This window comes from Escherichia sp. E10V5 (genome assembly GCF_004212315.1).
Taxonomy (GTDB): Bacteria; Pseudomonadota; Gammaproteobacteria; order Enterobacterales; family Enterobacteriaceae; genus Escherichia.
The window spans coordinates 64,118-81,778 of sequence record NZ_RHJM01000002.1 but is presented as its reverse complement, the minus strand read 5'-3'; the positions used below and the strand labels follow the sequence as shown (position 1 = coordinate 81,778).

At 49.1% G+C, this 17,661-nt stretch carries 13 protein-coding genes and 2 pseudogenes; 10 read left to right on the top strand and 5 right to left on the bottom strand.

Annotation, left to right across the window (positions count from 1 at the left end; translation table 11 throughout):
- Positions 1-17: 17 nt before the first annotated feature.
- The 6 genes from relA to eno all read left to right on the top strand — a co-directional run bounded on the left by relA (position 18) and on the right by eno (position 7,027).
- Complete coding sequence (relA, locus tag D9738_RS00820; RefSeq protein ID WP_130207682.1) at positions 18-2,252, top strand: GTP diphosphokinase; 2,235 nt, start codon at positions 18-20, stop codon at positions 2,250-2,252.
- Positions 2,253-2,329: 77 nt separating this feature from the next.
- Positions 2,330-2,578 (top strand): type II toxin-antitoxin system antitoxin MazE, encoded by a 249-nt coding sequence (mazE, locus tag D9738_RS00815; RefSeq protein WP_000581937.1) that lies wholly within the window; start codon positions 2,330-2,332, stop codon positions 2,576-2,578.
- The gene (mazF, locus tag D9738_RS00810) at positions 2,578-2,913 is read left to right on the top strand and encodes an endoribonuclease MazF (RefSeq protein WP_130259344.1); all 336 of its coding nucleotides are present in this window, start codon (positions 2,578-2,580) and stop codon (positions 2,911-2,913) included. Before mazE ends, mazF begins: the two co-directional genes overlap by 1 nt.
- Before the next feature lie 71 nt (positions 2,914-2,984).
- Positions 2,985-3,776: a nucleoside triphosphate pyrophosphohydrolase gene (gene mazG / locus D9738_RS00805; RefSeq protein ID WP_130259343.1), complete on the top strand. Its 792-nt coding sequence runs from the start codon at positions 2,985-2,987 to the stop codon at positions 3,774-3,776.
- Between the two features lie 227 nt (positions 3,777-4,003).
- Positions 4,004-5,641 carry a CTP synthase (glutamine hydrolyzing) gene (pyrG, locus tag D9738_RS00800; RefSeq protein WP_130207680.1) on the top strand — a complete coding sequence of 546 codons (1,638 nt, stop codon included), beginning with the start codon at positions 4,004-4,006 and terminating at the stop codon, positions 5,639-5,641.
- Positions 5,642-5,728: 87 nt separating this feature from the next.
- Complete coding sequence (gene eno, locus D9738_RS00795) at positions 5,729-7,027, top strand: phosphopyruvate hydratase (RefSeq protein ID WP_064528183.1); 1,299 nt, start codon at positions 5,729-5,731, stop codon at positions 7,025-7,027.
- A 59-nt stretch (positions 7,028-7,086) separates the two neighbouring features.
- Here the strand turns inward: eno and D9738_RS00790 are convergent.
- The 3 genes and pseudogenes from D9738_RS00790 to D9738_RS00780 all read right to left on the bottom strand — a co-directional run bounded on the left by D9738_RS00790 (position 7,087) and on the right by D9738_RS00780 (position 9,528).
- A pseudogene (locus tag D9738_RS00790) lies at positions 7,087-8,007 on the bottom strand (YgcG family protein).
- Between the two features lie 233 nt (positions 8,008-8,240).
- Positions 8,241-8,912: pseudogene (locus tag D9738_RS00785) on the bottom strand (YgcG family protein); the annotation flags it as partial.
- A 13-nt stretch (positions 8,913-8,925) separates the two neighbouring features.
- The gene (locus D9738_RS00780; RefSeq protein ID WP_130259341.1) at positions 8,926-9,528 is read right to left on the bottom strand and encodes a LemA family protein; all 603 of its coding nucleotides are present in this window, start codon (positions 9,526-9,528) and stop codon (positions 8,926-8,928) included.
- 172 nt (positions 9,529-9,700) lie between these two features.
- Between D9738_RS00780 and queE the strand changes: the two genes are divergently transcribed.
- Positions 9,701-10,372 (top strand): 7-carboxy-7-deazaguanine synthase QueE, encoded by a 672-nt coding sequence (queE, locus tag D9738_RS00775; protein ID WP_130207676.1) that lies wholly within the window; start codon positions 9,701-9,703, stop codon positions 10,370-10,372.
- A 475-nt stretch (positions 10,373-10,847) separates the two neighbouring features.
- On the opposite strand, the gene D9738_RS00770 is transcribed toward queE, so the two are convergent.
- Together D9738_RS00770 and D9738_RS00765 are read right to left on the bottom strand one after the other, a co-directional pair.
- Positions 10,848-12,326, bottom strand: coding sequence for an FGGY-family carbohydrate kinase (locus tag D9738_RS00770; RefSeq protein ID WP_130259340.1), 1,479 nt, complete (start codon positions 12,324-12,326; stop codon positions 10,848-10,850).
- 26 nt (positions 12,327-12,352) lie between these two features.
- Entirely contained in the window at positions 12,353-13,630 is a 1,278-nt protein-coding gene (locus D9738_RS00765) for an MFS transporter (protein WP_130207674.1), read from the bottom strand.
- A gap of 318 nt (positions 13,631-13,948) precedes the next feature.
- Between D9738_RS00765 and D9738_RS00760 the strand changes: the two genes are divergently transcribed.
- From D9738_RS00760 to D9738_RS00750, 3 genes are all read left to right on the top strand, one after another.
- Positions 13,949-14,734, top strand: a complete 786-nt coding sequence (locus D9738_RS00760; RefSeq protein ID WP_000021321.1) for an SDR family oxidoreductase — start codon at positions 13,949-13,951, stop codon at positions 14,732-14,734.
- A gap of 69 nt (positions 14,735-14,803) precedes the next feature.
- On the top strand, positions 14,804-16,258 hold the full coding sequence (locus tag D9738_RS00755; protein WP_000059295.1) for an FAD-binding oxidoreductase: 1,455 nt from the start codon (positions 14,804-14,806) through the stop codon (positions 16,256-16,258).
- 21 nt (positions 16,259-16,279) lie between these two features.
- Positions 16,280-17,659: an MFS transporter gene (locus D9738_RS00750; protein ID WP_165383310.1), complete on the top strand. Its 1,380-nt coding sequence runs from the start codon at positions 16,280-16,282 to the stop codon at positions 17,657-17,659.
- The last annotated feature ends 2 nt before the right edge of the window (positions 17,660-17,661 follow it).

The window sequence follows — 17,661 nt, the reverse complement described above, 5'->3', positions numbered from 1 at the left end:
CCCTAAAGGAGAGGACAATGGTTGCGGTAAGAAGTGCACATATCAATAAGGCTGGTGAATTTGATCCGGACAAATGGATCGCAAGTCTGGGGATTGCCAGCCAGAAGTCGTGTGAGTGCTTAGCCGAAACCTGGGCGTATTGTCTGCAGCAGACGCAGGGGCATCCGGATGCCAGTTTACTGTTGTGGCGTGGTGTCGAGATGGTGGAGATCCTCTCGACATTAAGTATGGACATTGACACGCTGCGGGCGGCGCTGCTGTTCCCTCTGGCCGATGCCAACGTAGTCAGCGAAGACGTACTGCGCGAGAGCGTCGGTAAGTCGGTCGTTAATCTTATTCACGGTGTGCGCGATATGGCGGCAATCCGCCAGCTGAAAGCGACGCACACTGATTCTGTTTCCTCCGAACAGGTCGATAACGTTCGCCGGATGTTATTGGCGATGGTCGATGATTTCCGCTGCGTGGTCATCAAACTGGCGGAGCGTATTGCTCATCTGCGCGAAGTAAAAGATGCGCCAGAAGATGAACGCGTACTTGCAGCAAAAGAGTGCACCAATATCTACGCGCCGCTGGCGAACCGTCTCGGGATCGGGCAACTGAAATGGGAACTGGAAGATTACTGCTTCCGTTATCTCCACCCGACTGAATACAAGCGCATCGCCAAATTGCTGCATGAACGCCGTCTCGACCGCGAACACTATATCGAAGAGTTTGTCGGTCATCTGCGCGCTGAGATGAAAGCTGAAGGCGTTAAAGCTGAGGTGTATGGTCGTCCGAAACACATCTACAGCATCTGGCGCAAAATGCAGAAAAAGAACCTCGCCTTCGATGAGCTGTTTGATGTCCGTGCAGTACGTATTGTTGCCGAGCGTTTACAAGACTGCTACGCCGCGCTGGGGATAGTGCACACTCACTATCGCCACTTGCCGGATGAATTTGATGATTACGTCGCAAATCCGAAACCAAACGGCTATCAGTCTATTCATACTGTGGTACTGGGGCCTGGTGGCAAAACCGTTGAGATCCAAATCCGCACCAAACAGATGCATGAAGATGCAGAGCTGGGTGTCGCTGCGCACTGGAAATACAAAGAAGGTGCGGCTGCTGGCGGGGCGCGTTCGGGACATGAAGACCGGATTGCCTGGCTGCGTAAACTGATTGCGTGGCAGGAAGAGATGGCTGATTCCGGCGAAATGCTCGACGAAGTACGCAGCCAGGTCTTTGACGACCGGGTATACGTCTTTACGCCGAAAGGTGATGTCGTTGATTTGCCTGCGGGATCAACGCCGCTGGACTTCGCTTACCACATCCACAGTGATGTCGGACACCGCTGCATCGGGGCAAAAATTGGCGGGCGCATTGTGCCGTTCACCTACCAGCTGCAAATGGGCGACCAGATTGAAATTATCACCCAGAAACAGCCCAATCCCAGCCGTGACTGGTTAAACCCAAACCTGGGCTATGTCACAACCAGCCGTGGGCGTTCGAAAATTCATGCCTGGTTCCGTAAACAGGATCGTGACAAAAACATTCTGGCTGGACGACAAATCCTTGATGACGAGCTGGAACATCTGGGGATCAGCCTGAAAGAAGCAGAAAAACACCTGCTGCCGCGTTACAACTTCAATGATGTCGACGAGTTGCTGGCGGCGATTGGTGGCGGGGATATCCGGCTCAATCAGATGGTGAATTTCCTGCAATCGCAATTTAATAAGCCGAGTGCCGAAGAGCAGGACGCCGCCGCGCTGAAGCAGCTTCAGCAAAAAAGCCATGCCCCGCAAAACCGCAGTAAAGATAACGGGCGCGTGGTAGTAGAAGGTGTCGGCAATCTGATGCACCACATCGCGCGCTGCTGTCAGCCGATTCCTGGTGATGAAATTGTTGGTTTCATTACTCAGGGACGCGGTATTTCTGTGCACCGCGCCGATTGTGAACAACTGGTGGAGCTACGCTCCCATGCGCCAGAACGCATTGTTGATGCAGTATGGGGCGAGAGCTACTCCGCCGGATATTCGCTGGTGGTCCGCGTGCTGGCTAATGATCGTAGTGGGTTGTTGCGTGATATCACGACCATTCTCGCCAACGAGAAGGTGAACGTGCTTGGCGTTGCCAGCCGTAGCGATACCAAACAGCAACTGGCAACCATCGATATGACCATTGAGATTTATAACCTGCAGGTGCTGGGCCGCGTGCTGGGTAAACTCAATCAGGTGCCGGATGTTATCGACGCGCGTCGACTGCACGGGAGTTAGGCCGAAATTTGCTCGTATCTACAATGTAGATTGATATATACTGTATCTACATATGATAGCGGTTTGAGGAAAGGGTTATGATCCACAGTAGCGTAAAGCGTTGGGGAAATTCTCCTGCAGTGCGGATCCCGGCTACGTTAATGCAGGCGCTCAATCTGAATATTGATGATGAAGTGAAGATTGACCTGGTGGATGGCAAATTAATTATTGAGCCAGTGCGTAAAGAGCCCGTATTTACGCTTGCTGAACTGGTCAACGACATCACGCCGGAAAACCTCCACGAGAATATCGACTGGGGGGAGCCGAAAGATAAGGAAGTCTGGTAATGGTAAGCCGATACGTACCCGATATGGGCGATCTGATTTGGGTTGATTTTGACCCGACAAAAGGTAGCGAGCAAGCCGGACATCGTCCGGCTGTTGTCCTGAGTCCGTTCATGTATAACAACAAAACAGGTATGTGTCTGTGTGTTCCTTGTACAACACAATCAAAAGGATATCCGTTCGAAGTTGTTTTATCCGGTCAGGAATGTGATGGCGTAGCGTTAGCTGATCAGGTAAAAAGTATCGCCTGGCGGGCAAGAGGAGCAACGAAGAAAGGAACGGTTACCCCAGAGGAATTACAACTCATTAAAGCCAAAATTAACGTGCTGATTGGGTAAGTGTTACTAACTCACTTCTATTCTGGTCACAGGCTTCCACCTGACAGACCCGCAATTTTCAGGACATTCCAATGAATCAAATCGACCGTTTACTCACTATCATGCAGCGCCTGCGCGATCCGGAAAACGGCTGCCCGTGGGATAAGGAGCAGACATTTACTTCTATTGCGCCTTATACCCTTGAAGAAACCTACGAAGTGCTGGATGCCATCGCTCGCGAAGACTTTGACGATCTGCGCGGTGAGCTCGGCGATCTGTTGTTCCAGGTGGTGTTTTACGCGCAAATGGCCCAGGAAGAAGGGCGCTTTGACTTTAATGATATTTGTGCTGCGATCAGCGATAAATTAGAGCGTCGCCATCCGCATGTTTTTGCTGATAGTTCTGCCGAAAACAGCAGTGAAGTTCTCGCCCGTTGGGAGCAGATCAAAACCGAAGAACGCGCGCAGAAAGCACAGCATTCGGCGCTGGACGATATTCCTCGCAGTTTGCCGGCTTTAATGCGCGCACAAAAAATCCAGAAACGTTGTGCCAACGTTGGCTTCGACTGGACGACGCTTGGCCCGGTGGTTGATAAAGTCTACGAAGAGATCGACGAGGTGATGTACGAGGCGCGGCAGGCTGTTGTCGACCAGGCTAAACTGGAGGAGGAAATGGGCGACCTGCTGTTTGCCACGGTTAATCTGGCTCGCCATTTAGGGACGAAAGCAGAAATCGCATTGCAAAAAGCGAACGAAAAATTCGAGCGTCGTTTTCGCGAAGTGGAGCGTATTGTTGCCGCGCGTGGACTGGAAATGACAGGTGTTGACCTCGAAACAATGGAAGAAGTCTGGCAACAGGTAAAACGGCAGGAAATTGATCTCTAAGGGAATTACGCGGTCAAGCGCCATTTGTGTCATTTTTTAAATGACAAGCGCTTGATTTGCGTCAAAAACATTTACCCCAAAGGGGCTATTTTCTCACTCCTGATTTCAATGGTGCGCTGGCGAAGAGGAGGGATAATGAAAGTTTGTGGCACAGGTCATGTTCGGGTATACTGCTTTCCCGTCCTGGTTATTCCATCGTCTTTTCAACCTAACTTCTCAGGTTCAGCATGACAACGAACTATATTTTTGTGACCGGCGGGGTCGTATCCTCTCTGGGTAAAGGCATTGCCGCAGCCTCCCTCGCAGCCATTCTTGAAGCCCGTGGCCTCAATGTGACTATCATGAAACTGGATCCGTACATCAACGTCGATCCAGGTACTATGAGCCCAATCCAACACGGGGAAGTGTTCGTTACTGAAGACGGCGCTGAAACCGACCTGGACCTGGGTCACTACGAGCGTTTCATTCGTACCAAAATGAGCCGCCGCAACAACTTCACCACGGGTCGTATCTACTCAGACGTTCTGCGTAAAGAACGCCGCGGTGACTACCTCGGCGCAACCGTACAGGTTATTCCACACATCACTAACGCTATCAAAGAACGCGTTCTTGCAGGTGGCGAAGGCCACGACGTGGTTCTGGTCGAAATCGGCGGTACCGTAGGTGACATCGAATCCCTGCCGTTCCTCGAAGCGATTCGCCAGTTGGCTGTTGAAATTGGCCGTGAGCACACTCTGTTTATGCACCTGACGCTGGTGCCGTACATGGCTGCGTCTGGTGAAGTCAAAACCAAACCGACCCAGCACTCTGTAAAAGAGCTGCTCTCCATCGGTATCCAGCCTGACATCCTGATTTGTCGTTCAGATCGCGCCGTTCCGGCGAACGAACGTGCGAAGATTGCATTGTTCTGTAATGTTCCGGAAAAAGCGGTTATTTCTCTGAAAGACGTCGATTCCATCTATAAAATTCCGGGCCTGTTGAAATCTCAGGGGCTGGACGATTATATTTGTAAACGATTCAGCTTAAACTGCCCGGAAGCGAATCTGTCCGAATGGGAACAGGTTATCTTCGAAGAAGCGAATCCGGTGAGTGAAGTCACCATCGGTATGGTCGGTAAGTACATTGAACTGCCGGACGCTTACAAATCAGTGATTGAAGCACTGAAACACGGCGGGCTGAAAAATCGTGTCAGCGTCAACATCAAACTGATCGATTCACAAGATGTTGAAACGCGCGGTGTTGAAATCCTTAAAGGTCTGGACGCGATCCTCGTACCTGGCGGTTTCGGCTATCGTGGCGTAGAAGGCATGATTACTACCGCGCGCTTTGCGCGTGAGAACAATATTCCTTATCTGGGCATTTGCCTGGGTATGCAGGTGGCGTTAATTGATTACGCTCGCCATGTTGCCAACATGGAGAACGCCAACTCTACGGAATTTGTGCCAGACTGTAAGTACCCGGTTGTGGCGCTGATTACCGAGTGGCGCGATGAAAACGGCAACGTTGAAGTTCGTAGCGAGAAGAGCGATCTCGGTGGCACCATGCGTCTTGGCGCACAGCAGTGCCAGCTGGTTGACAATAGCCTGGTTCGCCAGCTGTACAATGCGCCGACAATTGTTGAGCGTCATCGTCACCGCTACGAAGTCAACAACATGCTGCTGAAACAGATTGAAGATGCAGGTCTGCGCGTTGCGGGCCGTTCCGGGGATGATCAGTTGGTCGAGATCATCGAAGTTCCGAATCACCCGTGGTTCGTGGCTTGTCAGTTCCATCCGGAGTTTACTTCTACTCCACGTGATGGCCACCCGCTGTTTGCTGGCTTTGTAAAAGCCGCCAGCGAGTTCCAGAAACGTCAGGCGAAGTAAGTAAAAAAGTTAGAACGGCAACGCGTACCCTGGGTACGCGTTGTTTGTCTGGAGTTTCAGTTTAACTAGTGACTTGAGGAAAACCTAATGTCCAAAATCGTAAAAATCATCGGTCGTGAAATCATCGACTCCCGTGGTAACCCGACTGTTGAAGCCGAAGTACATCTGGAGGGTGGTTTCGTCGGTATGGCAGCTGCTCCATCAGGTGCTTCTACTGGTTCCCGTGAAGCTCTGGAACTGCGCGATGGCGACAAATCCCGTTTCCTGGGCAAAGGCGTAACCAAAGCTGTTGCTGCGGTTAACGGCCCGATCGCTCAGGCGCTGATTGGCAAAGATGCCAAAGATCAGGCTGGCATTGACAAGATCATGATCGACCTGGACGGCACCGAAAACAAATCTAACTTCGGCGCGAACGCAATCCTGGCTGTGTCTCTGGCTAACGCCAAAGCTGCTGCAGCTGCTAAAGGTATGCCGCTGTACGAGCACATCGCTGAACTGAACGGTACTCCGGGCAAATACTCCATGCCGGTTCCGATGATGAACATCATCAACGGTGGTGAGCACGCTGACAACAACGTTGATATCCAGGAATTCATGATTCAGCCGGTTGGCGCGAAAACTGTGAAAGAAGCCATCCGCATGGGTTCTGAAGTTTTCCATCACCTGGCAAAAGTTCTGAAAGCGAAAGGCATGAACACTGCAGTTGGTGACGAAGGTGGCTATGCGCCGAACCTGGGTTCCAACGCTGAAGCTCTGGCTGTTATCGCTGAAGCTGTTAAAGCTGCTGGCTATGAACTGGGCAAAGACATCACTCTGGCGATGGACTGCGCAGCTTCTGAATTCTACAAAGACGGTAAATACGTTCTGGCTGGCGAAGGCAACAAAGCTTTCACCTCTGAAGAATTCACTCACTTCCTGGAAGAACTGACCAAACAGTACCCGATCGTTTCTATCGAAGACGGTCTGGACGAATCTGACTGGGACGGTTTCGCATACCAGACCAAAGTTCTGGGCGACAAAATCCAGCTGGTTGGTGACGACCTGTTCGTAACCAACACCAAGATCCTGAAAGAAGGTATCGAAAAAGGCATCGCTAACTCCATCCTGATCAAATTCAACCAGATCGGTTCTCTGACCGAAACTCTGGCTGCAATAAAGATGGCGAAAGACGCTGGCTACACTGCAGTTATCTCTCACCGTTCTGGCGAAACTGAAGACGCTACCATCGCTGACCTGGCTGTTGGTACTGCTGCAGGCCAGATCAAAACTGGTTCTATGAGCCGTTCTGACCGTGTTGCTAAATACAACCAGCTGATTCGTATCGAAGAAGCTCTGGGCGAAAAAGCACCGTACAACGGTCGTAAAGAGATCAAAGGCCAGGCATAAGTCTGACTTTATCTGATTTAAAAATGCCAGCCTTCGGGCTGGCATTTTTTATGGTCGAGTTACCAGCGGCCTGAGGAACCACCGCCTCCAGATGAACCACCACCTCCGCTAAATCCGCCGCCGCCGCTAAACCCGCCACCACTTGAGCCTCCACCGGAAGAGGATGAAGAGGAACCTTTTCTTGAAGCTCTTTCTTTACCGAGTTTCTTATATTTGGCGCGTAGTTTTTTACTAACGATAAGCCAAAAGATAAGCAGCACTACGATCGCAAAAGGCGTTAACATACCGCAGGCAACGATTAAATTCGTCCATGGTCCTGGCTCTGCAACATAGAGGAATACCATCCCGTAAATTGCGCCAGTGAGTGCTATCCAGGGGAGATTTGACGGATCGGTAAAAACAATAAAATATGAAAGCACCGCCAGTAATATAATTACAGCAAGCGATAATGGAATAGGGGGATTGATACTGTAGTAATTCCCCCTGTTTTCCGGTAATTCACCATTCAGCAGAAGTGCGCCAATATTTTCGCTTGCCAGTGTTAACCCACCCATAAGGTCATCACTTTTGAAAGCAGGGATTAATATATCACGGATAATCTTCGCCGCTTGCAGGTCGGTAACCACCCCTTCCAGCCCGTAGCCCACTTCAATGCGAACTTTACGAGCTTCCCAGACGACCAGGATCAGAATACCATCGTCACGCCGCTCATCCCCCAGTTTCCAGCTATCAAAAACGCGAGTTGCATATTGTTCAATGGTATCGTCCCCGGTGGATGGCACAATTAATACGGCGACCTAGGCTCGTGTTTTTTGTGTAATATCCTGCAGCTGCTGTGTCAGTGATTGTTGTTCAGACGAGCTTAACGTACCAGTAATATCGGTCACCTGGTGGCGCAGCTCCGGCACAGCAATTTGCTGGGCAAGCACCGGAAGGCACCACAAAGCGAGTAAAATAAAGATTAAGCGCATTACGATCACCAGCGCCCGGAAGCGCCACCGCCACCAGACGAACCGCCGCCACCGCTGAAATTATCATTGTCAAAAGAGGATGAAGAGGAAGATGACGACGATGATGAAGAATGCCAGGAGGCCGAGTTGCTTCTTTCGTAACGTGACGGTCGGTTGGCACTACGCATTGAATCACGCACCTTTCTGCCGAAAGGTGTGAAAGCGATAGCTACGGTCAGGAATGGTGTGGCGAAACATAATAATGTGGCAAGAACTCCCCAGCTCCCGCTATATCCAGCGATGGGAAGTACAAAAGCCAGTACTATGGCAGCAAAGCAAATCACTCCCAGCGTTTTGACATATCCTCTGGCGGAAATAAAGGTCAGTACTATCGCCCAGACTATCAAAGCCCACCAACCGCTAAAGGGCAAAGGGTGATCGGGCGATGTGTTATTGACTAAATCATTTCCTGATAGTCGGGTTTCAATATCACTGATACCCTGTTGCAAGCCGCCAGTAAGGTCGCCTTTTTTAAACGCTGGAATAATACTGTTGCGAATAATTTGCCCGGACTGTGCATCAGTAAGAATACCCTCAAGCCCGTAACCGATTTCAATATGAACTGTATGATCTTGCCAGGCAACTACCAGTAAAATACCGTCATCACGACCTTTATGGCCGGGCTGCCAACTCTCGAACACACGTGTTGCATATTGCTCGATGGTTTCTTCGCCTGTGGTTTCAACCACCAATACCACAAGCTGCGTCTGTTCTTTTTGCGTCAGGGCTTTAATCTGGCTGGTCAGCGTACTTACTTCCCCTCTGGTTAATGTCCCTGTTAAATCATTCATATATTTAGGTAATTCAGGTACTGGAACTTGCACTGCAAACGCAGATGAACAGACCAGAACAAGAAGTAAGATAAAATTTTTCATATAATTAACTCGCCTAATGAGCATTAGCATTCTGGCTAAAATCTATTGTTGGGGCTTTGCTTACTGTGGCGACATCATCCGGCAAATAATTTTTCTTCGGTGTGTAATCCATGACCTTTGCGGTTAACACTGCGGGAAATTTGCGGATAGTGACATTATATTGTTCAATGGCTTTAATATATCTTCCTCGCGCGACAGCAATTCGATTTTCGCTTCCTTCGAGTTGTACCATTAAATTTTGATAGAGTTCCTGAGCCTTTAATTCTGGATAACGTTCACTAATAATTGTTAACTGCCCGAGAGTGCGAGTCACCTGCGCCTGAGCTTGTTGCCAGGCTTGTAATTTTTGCTCATCTCCCGGAGCTTGCTGAAGATCGCTGCTGGCACGATTAGCTTGACTACGGGCTAACGTAACGGCGTCCAATACCTCTTTTTCATGGCTGGAATAACCTTTAATACTTGCGACAAGATTAGGAATAAGATCGGCGCGACGTTGATACTGATTCAGTACTTCTGACCAGGAGGCATTAACCTGCTCATCATAGGTTTGAATATCGTTATAACCGCAACCTGATAAATTGAAAATAAATATAAATACGATGAATATTCTAAACATGTTTAAATCCCTTTTATTTAATCATTTAAAACATAATACGCCGCTTCATTTTATTCCTAATGATCTGATTCACTTTTTACCTTAAACCCGCCTGTAACAGAATGTTAATAAGACATGATTGTTGCGGCAGGATCTGCAATAATTAACAATTATCCACTTCTCAGAGAATGCTATGCAGTACCCGATTAACGAGATGTTCCAGACCCTGCAAGGTGAGGGTTACTTTACCGGCGTCCCCGCCATTTTTATTCGTTTACAGGGATGCCCGGTCGGCTGTGCCTGGTGCGACACCAAACACACATGGGAAAAGCTTGAGGATCGGGAAGTTTCCCTTTTCAGCATTCTGGGGAAAACGAAAGAGAGTGATAAGTGGGGAGCAGCAAGCAGTGAAGACTTGCTCGCAGTCATCGGTCGTCAGGGATACACCGCGCGTCACGTGGTGATTACGGGTGGTGAACCTTGTATTCATGACTTGATGCCACTAACTGACCTGCTCGAAAAGAACGGTTTCAGTTGCCAGATAGAAACCAGCGGTACTCATGAAGTGCGTTGTACGCCGAATACCTGGGTCACCGTGTCGCCAAAACTGAATATGCGTGGCGGTTATGAAGTATTGTCGCAAGCCCTGGAGCGAGCTAACGAAATCAAACACCCAGTTGGACGCGTACGGGATATCGAAGCACTGGATGAATTGCTGGCGACGCTGACCGATGATAAACCGCGAATCATTGCACTTCAGCCAATTAGCCAGAAGGAAGATGCTACGCGTTTGTGCATTGAAACTTGCATTGCGCGTAACTGGCGTTTGTCGATGCAAACACATAAATATTTAAATATTGCCTGATTAAACATTTATAAGCGTTGTAAATGGGTGGGGTTTGTAAAGACTCCCACTCATTTATATTTTTTGTCGCCTCTGAACACTCATCCATTTTGCCCATTCCGGGCTAATCATTGTCATTCTCTACAAATTCTGTAGCGTTAATTTTTCACTGGAGTGAAAATTATTACGTCGGAGTTTGGTAGATTTTAGTTTGTATAGAGTTATTTTATATATTTATCTTTTCAATCAATGGATTAAGTGCTCTTTAACATAATGGGTATGTTGTTTGTGTGATCCTGTAAAGTTGGTAGATTGTGACTGGCTTAAAAAATCATTAATTAATAATAGGTTATGTTTAGAGAGTTCCCCGCGCCAGCGGGGATAAACCGAATATCAAGGAAGTCATGAAGACTTCGACTATGAGCTCCCCGCGTCAGCCGGGGATAACCATTCAGGTATGTTCAGGCCGGGCAGTTTCCCGCCCGGTCTTCCTCATTTACGCATTCGACCAGCTCTGGATTGAATCCGCATTCCCCAGCTCACCATGCATCACTTCATACGATTTTTTCAGGATCACATCAGTATGTTTGGTTAAATCTTTGAAAATACCTTTATTCATCGCATCGTAGCGTTTGGCATTGCTCTCAATCGGCATAAAGACATCTTTCACGCGAACCATTTTGTCGACAGCCGTTGCGTAATCTGGATACAGACCAAGCCCTACAGCCGTGTTGATCGCCGCCCCCAGGCTTGCACAACCGTTAATGGCATTACGGCGCGCCGGAAGATTGAATACATCGGCAAAAATCTGCATAAACAGATCGCTGTTCGAACCACCGCCAGTAATGATCACATGCTTCGCAAAGTGATTCATTTCATTACACATATTGTCGTAATTGTTCTTCAGCGTTAGCGCCACGCTTTCCAGTATCGAGCGATATATCCATGCGTAATCCATGCTGGAATCAAAGCCGATCATAATCCCACGCTTGTAGGGTTCCCACGGATTGGTCAGCCAGTCCAGCACTGTCATCAGACCATTACAGCCAGGTGGCACACAAGAAGCTTTTTTGTTGAGCAAATCTTCCGGTGAAAGATCTTGTGCTTTGGCATCCTGAATTAACGACTCGCCTAACATGTCGCGCAGCCAGCTCACCGTCCACATGCCTTTTCGGATACCGTAACCTTCATAAAGCAACGTTTGCGGAATAGAAGACATAATCGGCCAGTACGCAACCGGATCTTTCGGCAGTGCTTTACCGTTCATCATCAATGCGATGTAAGTGCCAAGAGAAATTACTGCCGTTTCATCATCCAGTAACCCGGCTCCCAGGGCTTCTACCGGTTTATCACTGGTGGTACAAACAACCGGCAGTCCTGCCGGGAAATGCGTCGCCAGCGCGGCTTGAGGTGTGATATGCCCAAGAACAGTGCCTGGCATTTGCACATCAAAAAGCATCTGGCGGGGGATATTAAACTTCTCCATTACCGCAGCATCTTCACTCCATGCCCAGCTCTTATAATCCACCGGCCACTGACCAAAATAGTTGGCGATATTATCTTTTAATTCCCCCGTTAAACGGTGCGTCAGATAACCCGAAAAAGAGGTGACATACGCCACGTCAGGATTCGTATGTTCGTAATGGCGTGTAACGCGTGCATCCTGCCAGCTAATCAACGGAGCAGCAGGCGTGCCATCGGCTTTTAGTAACGCACGGCAGCAACGGATTGATCCCAGGCCGATGCCAACAATATCTTCTTTATTCCCGGCAAACTGGCTCATTAAATCGTGACCGGCAAAACATAATGATGCCCATAAATCGTCGTCAGGATGTTCTGCGGTATCGGCATCCGGCGTGTGCATCGGCTGTAATAAGCCTTTACCTTCGCAAACTACATTACCTTCCAGATCGTACATCACTACTTTTGTGCTCTGACTTCCGCCATCAATCCCTATGATGTATTTCTTCGACATGATTTTTCTCCTGTAATTTTTCTGGCTTACTTGCTGTTAGCCGTTGCGGGGGCTATATCAGCAGTACGAATTTTTTGGAACAGCAAAAAGGTAAAGACGATCACCATGCCGAGCGCCGCCATGCCCATCAGCCACATGTTGCGGTAGGCTTCTGCAGCGGGCAGGGTGTCCTGCCAGTGACCGATAATCGGGTAAACGAAGACATCCGGCAGGAATCCAATCACCGAACAAATACCTACCGTGGTACCCATAATGTAAGACGGTGTTCTCGCTTCGCCGGGGCAGGCCCAGTACAGCCCGCGTGAGGCGTAACAGGTGAATCCCAGTAGTAAAATCAGGCCAATCCCCATCGCGACCGATTGCGGGTTAGAGTTGGTAACGAGTAGGGCAGTCAGTGCCAGCAGGCCGATGATGGAAAGGATTTGGATCACGCGGGTAGGGGATTTCACTTTGCTGTAGGTGGTGATGATGCCGCCAAGTGGACCACACAGTGCGCGGAAGATTTTGTTGATCACAATCCCCATGTAGCTCGCCGCCACCAGCGACATGCCGTACATCTCGGTCAGATAGTTGGTGGAGTAACTCAGAATGGCGTAGATGGTGAAGACGCCAAAAATCACCATGCTGCAATACCAGGTGGTGCTGATGCGCAAAACGGCCAGGATGTCGCTAAGCTGGAATGACTGTTTTTCTTCGTTATTGGCACTGCGCAGGTTGTTGTTATCGCTAACAAAAAACCAGCACAGAATCCCCAATAAGATGTAAACCACACTGTAGATAATAATGACCGTTTTCAGGCTGGCGCTGTCATCCGGTGCAAAGCGAGAAAAGACCCACATGGTAAACACCGCCAGCGACATTACACCGACGCCGCGCAGCCCTTCCATCCAGCCCATGATCTTCCCTTGCTCGCTATGATCGCCAAGTAATGAGGCGGCTTTAATCGACACTGACCACAGCATTAAAATAGTGGTTATCGCAAAGGCGACCTGAATACAGAGCATTACCCAGAGTGGTGGATAGGTTGCCATTATCAGGCCCAGCAACCCGGTAATGATCATCGCGGAAGTAATCATTTTGCGGTGTGAAAATTTATCGGCAATAACGCCGCTGGGGGCATAAAGAATAATGGCCGCAATACCAAATGTACTCATTATTAAACCTATCTCGGTATTGCTGAATCCCATAAATTTCGCCATGGGAATTTGATAAATATAACGTAAATAAGCCAGATCAAAACTTACGCCGCCGCTAAAACTAATTATCGCGAGGGTTATCCAACGGCGATATGAGTTGTGTTGCATATCGTATTCCCATTTGTAATAGACAAAAAAAAGAGAAAAGTAAGCCGCCCTTTCAGGTGGATTACTTTTCTCAGGTCTCTAGTAATTGCGATAAGAAATAACATGGAAAGCAGAGATGTTGTGTGAGAGTAATCACGCTTCTGCTTTTTAAAACTATTTGATAATACAAACAGCACACTGTGATTACGATCACATTAGCAGTTATGCCCTTATGCTAAAAATTATCTCCAGTTACCAGAGATAATGAGAAAGGTAACTTCCCTCTCGCGGGGGAAGTTACCTTTCTTTTTTTTTGCCTTACGGAAATTGGAGCTAACTATGTCAATCGAATCTCTCAATGCGTTCTCAATGGATTTTTTCTCCCTGAAAGGTAAAACAGCAATTGTTACCGGCGGGAATAGCGGTTTAGGTCAGGCATTTGCAATGGCGTTGGCCAAAGCTGGCGCAAATATTTTTATTCCAAGTTTTGTCAAAGATAACGGCGAAACAAAGGAAATGATTGAAAAACAGGGTGTTGAAGTGGACTTTATGCAGGTGGATATCACCGCAGAAGGCGCACCGCAGAAGATTATCGCTGCCTGCTGTGAGCGCTTCGGTACCGTTGATATTCTGGTGAACAATGCCGGTATTTGTAAGCTGAATAAAGTGTTGGACTTCGGTCGTGCCGACTGGGATCCAATGATTGATGTGAACCTGACCGCCGCATTCGAGTTAAGTTATGAAGCCGCAAAAATTATGATCCCGCAGAAAAGCGGTAAAATCATTAATATCTGTTCATTGTTCTCTTACTTAGGTGGACAATGGTCACCTGCTTATTCTGCCACTAAACATGCTCTTGCCGGATTCACCAAAGCCTATTGCGATGAATTAGGTCAATATAATATTCAGGTGAATGGTATTGCTCCGGGATATTACGCTACCGATATCACTCTGGCGACCCGTAGTAATCCAGAAACTAACCAGCGCGTTCTTGATCATATTCCGGCAAACCGTTGGGGCGATACTCAGGATTTAATGGGCGCAGCCGTATTCCTCGCAAGTCCGGCATCGAATTATGTCAACGGACATTTATTAGTTGTCGATGGCGGTTATTTAGTGCGCTAATCCATAACGGTGGTTTCTGTTTTCTCTTATTAATGATTATTCCATTTTTATTATCAGGAAGGAATTACTATGTCTTTATCTCGCGCAGCGATTGTCGACCAGCTAAAGGAAATTGTTGGTGCAGATCGCGTAATTACCGATGAAACAGTATTAAAGAAGAACAGTATTGACCGTTTTCGTAAATTTCCGGATATTCATGGCATTTATACTTTGCCGATTCCGGCAGCGGTCGTAAAACTCGGTTCCACAGAACAAGTCTCCCGTGTGCTGAATTTTATGAATGCGCACAAAATTAATGGTGTGCCGCGTACCGGCGCTTCCGCCACCGAGGGGGGATTGGAAACCGTTGTGGAAAACTCGGTGGTGCTCGACGGCTCCGCCATGAATCAAATCATTAATATTGATATTGAGAATATGCAGGCCACGGCGCAATGTGGCGTTCCGCTGGAGGTGCTGGAAAACGCGTTGCGTGAAAAAGGTTACACCACAGGGCATTCTCCGCAATCAAAACCGCTGGCGCAGATGGGCGGCCTGGTAGCAACCCGCAGTATCGGGCAGTTCTCCACACTCTACGGCGCAATCGAAGATATGGTCGTTGGTCTGGAAGCAGTATTGGCTGATGGCACCGTGACACGCATTAAAAACGTGCCACGCCGCGCGGCTGGCCCGGACATTCGTCACATCATCATCGGCAACGAAGGTGCATTGTGCTATATCACTGAAGTAACAGTGAAAATATTTAAATTCACCCCAGAAAACAACCTCTTCTACGGCTATATCCTGGAAGACATGAAAACCGGCTTCAACATCCTGCGTGAAATCATGGTGGAAGGGTATCGTCCGTCGATCGCTCGTTTGTATGACGCTGAAGATGGCACCCAACACTTCACCCATTTTGCCGACGGAAAATGTGTGCTGATCTTTATGGCTGAAGGTAACCCTCGCATTGCGAAGGCGACGGGCGAAGGGATTGCGGAAATCGTTGCCCGCTACCCGCAATGCCAGCGAGTTGACAGCAAACTGATCGAAACCTGGTTTAATCACCTGAACTGGGGACCAGATAAAGTGGCTGCCGAACGTGTGCAGATCCTCAAAACCGGCAACATGGGCTTTACCACCGAAGTCTCCGGCTGCTGGAGCTGCATCCACGAAATCTACGAAAGCGTTATTAACCGTATTCGTACCGAGTTCCCGCACGCCGACGACATCACCATGCTGGGCGGTCACTCCTCTCATAGCTACCAGAACGGCACCAACATGTACTTCGTCTACGACTACAACGTCGTTGACTGTAAGCCGGAAGAGGAAATCGACAAGTACCACAATCCGCTCAACAAAATCATCTGCGAAGAAACTATTCGCCTCGGTGGTTCGATGGTGCACCACCACGGCATTGGTAAACATCGCGTTCACTGGAGCAAGCTGGAACACGGCAGCGCGTGGGCGTTGCTGGAAGGGCTGAAAAAGCAGTTCGATCCTAACGGCATTATGAATACGGGTACTATCTATCCGATTGAAAAATAATGTGTCAGGCAGCGTCCCGTGATGTCGGGGCGTTGCCTTTTCGGCTTCTCAACCGGGAAGCCGTTCTTATTACCGGACAATGAAGGGGTAAAGATGAACACTTCACCGGTGCGAATGGATGATTTACCACTTAACCGTTTTCACTGCCGCATTGCTGCGCTCACTTTCGGTGCGCACCTGACCGACGGTTATGTCCTCGGCGTCATTGGTTACGCCATTATTCAGCTTACTCCAGCCATGCAACTGACGCCGTTTATGGCGGGTATGATTGGCGGCTCGGCGTTACTTGGCCTGTTTATCGGCAGCCTGGTTTTGGGGTGGATCTCCGACCATATTGGGCGACAAAAAATCTTCACCTTCAGTTTTTTGCTGATTACGCTTGCTTCGTTTTTACAATTTTTTGCCACCACGCCAGAGCATCTTATTGGACTGCGCATTTTGATTGGCATTGGTCTGGGAGGCGATTACTCAGTCGGTCACACCTTGCTGGCTGAATTTTCCCCGCGCCGCCATCGCGGTATTTTGCTGGGCGCATTCAGCGTGGTGTGGACCGTAGGCTATGTGTTGGCAAGTATTGCCGGACATCACTTTATTTCCGAAAACCCGGAAGCCTGGCGCTGGCTGCTGGCATCGGCAGCTTTGCCCGCGTTGTTGATTACGTTATTACGCTGGGGAACGCCAGAATCGCCACGCTGGCTACTGCGCCAGGGGCGTTTTGCAGAAGCTCACGCTATCGTGCATCGCTATTTTGGTCCCCATGTTTTATTGGGCGATGAAGTGGCAGCGGCGACCCATAAACACATCAAAACCTTGTTCTCTTCGCGCTACTGGCGGCGCACGGCGTTTAACAGCGTCTTCTTTGTCTGCCTCGTAATCCCATGGTTTGTGATTTATACCTGGCTGCCGACCATTGCCCAAACTATTGGTCTGGAAGATGCGCTGACCGCCAGCCTGATGCTTAATGCGTTGTTAATTGTGGGCGCGCTGCTGGGATTAGTTCTGACGCACCTGCTGGCACATCGCAAATTTTTGCTAGGAAGTTTTTTGCTGCTGGCGGCAACGCTGGTAGTGATGGCCTGTTTGCCTTCCGGCAGTTCATTAACGCTACTGCTTTTTGTTCTCTTCAGCACCACCATTTCGGCGGTCAGTAATCTGGTGGGCATTTTGCCTGCGGAAAGTTTTCCTACTGACATTCGCTCGCTGGGCGTTGGTTTTGCCACCGCCATGAGTCGACTTGGCGCGGCGGTAAGTACGGGTCTGCTGCCGTGGATTCTGGCGCAGTGGGGAATGCAAGTTACCTTATTGATCCTGGCGGCAGTGTTGTTAGTTGGTTTTGTCGTGACCTGGCTATGGGCACCAGAAACTAAAGCCCTCCCGCTGGTGGCGGCGGGAAATGTATGAGG

Bases quoted from the DNA above. Each gene is read 5' to 3' on its own strand.
- relA (WP_130207682.1), top strand. From the start codon at position 18: ATGGTTGCGGTAAGAAGTGCACATATCAATAAGGCTGGTGAATTTGAT.
- mazE (WP_000581937.1), top strand. From the start codon at position 2,330: ATGATCCACAGTAGCGTAAAGCGTTGGGGAAATTCTCCTGCAGTGCGG.
- mazF (WP_130259344.1), top strand. From the start codon at position 2,578: ATGGTAAGCCGATACGTACCCGATATGGGCGATCTGATTTGGGTTGAT.
- mazG (WP_130259343.1), top strand. From the start codon at position 2,985: ATGAATCAAATCGACCGTTTACTCACTATCATGCAGCGCCTGCGCGAT.
- pyrG (WP_130207680.1), top strand. From the start codon at position 4,004: ATGACAACGAACTATATTTTTGTGACCGGCGGGGTCGTATCCTCTCTG.
- eno (WP_064528183.1), top strand. From the start codon at position 5,729: ATGTCCAAAATCGTAAAAATCATCGGTCGTGAAATCATCGACTCCCGT.
- D9738_RS00780 (WP_130259341.1), bottom strand. From the start codon at position 9,528: ATGTTTAGAATATTCATCGTATTTATATTTATTTTCAATTTATCAGGT.
- queE (WP_130207676.1), top strand. From the start codon at position 9,701: ATGCAGTACCCGATTAACGAGATGTTCCAGACCCTGCAAGGTGAGGGT.
- D9738_RS00770 (WP_130259340.1), bottom strand. From the start codon at position 12,326: ATGTCGAAGAAATACATCATAGGGATTGATGGCGGAAGTCAGAGCACA.
- D9738_RS00765 (WP_130207674.1), bottom strand. From the start codon at position 13,630: ATGCAACACAACTCATATCGCCGTTGGATAACCCTCGCGATAATTAGT.
- D9738_RS00760 (WP_000021321.1), top strand. From the start codon at position 13,949: ATGTCAATCGAATCTCTCAATGCGTTCTCAATGGATTTTTTCTCCCTG.
- D9738_RS00755 (WP_000059295.1), top strand. From the start codon at position 14,804: ATGTCTTTATCTCGCGCAGCGATTGTCGACCAGCTAAAGGAAATTGTT.
- D9738_RS00750 (WP_165383310.1), top strand. From the start codon at position 16,280: ATGTCGGGGCGTTGCCTTTTCGGCTTCTCAACCGGGAAGCCGTTCTTA.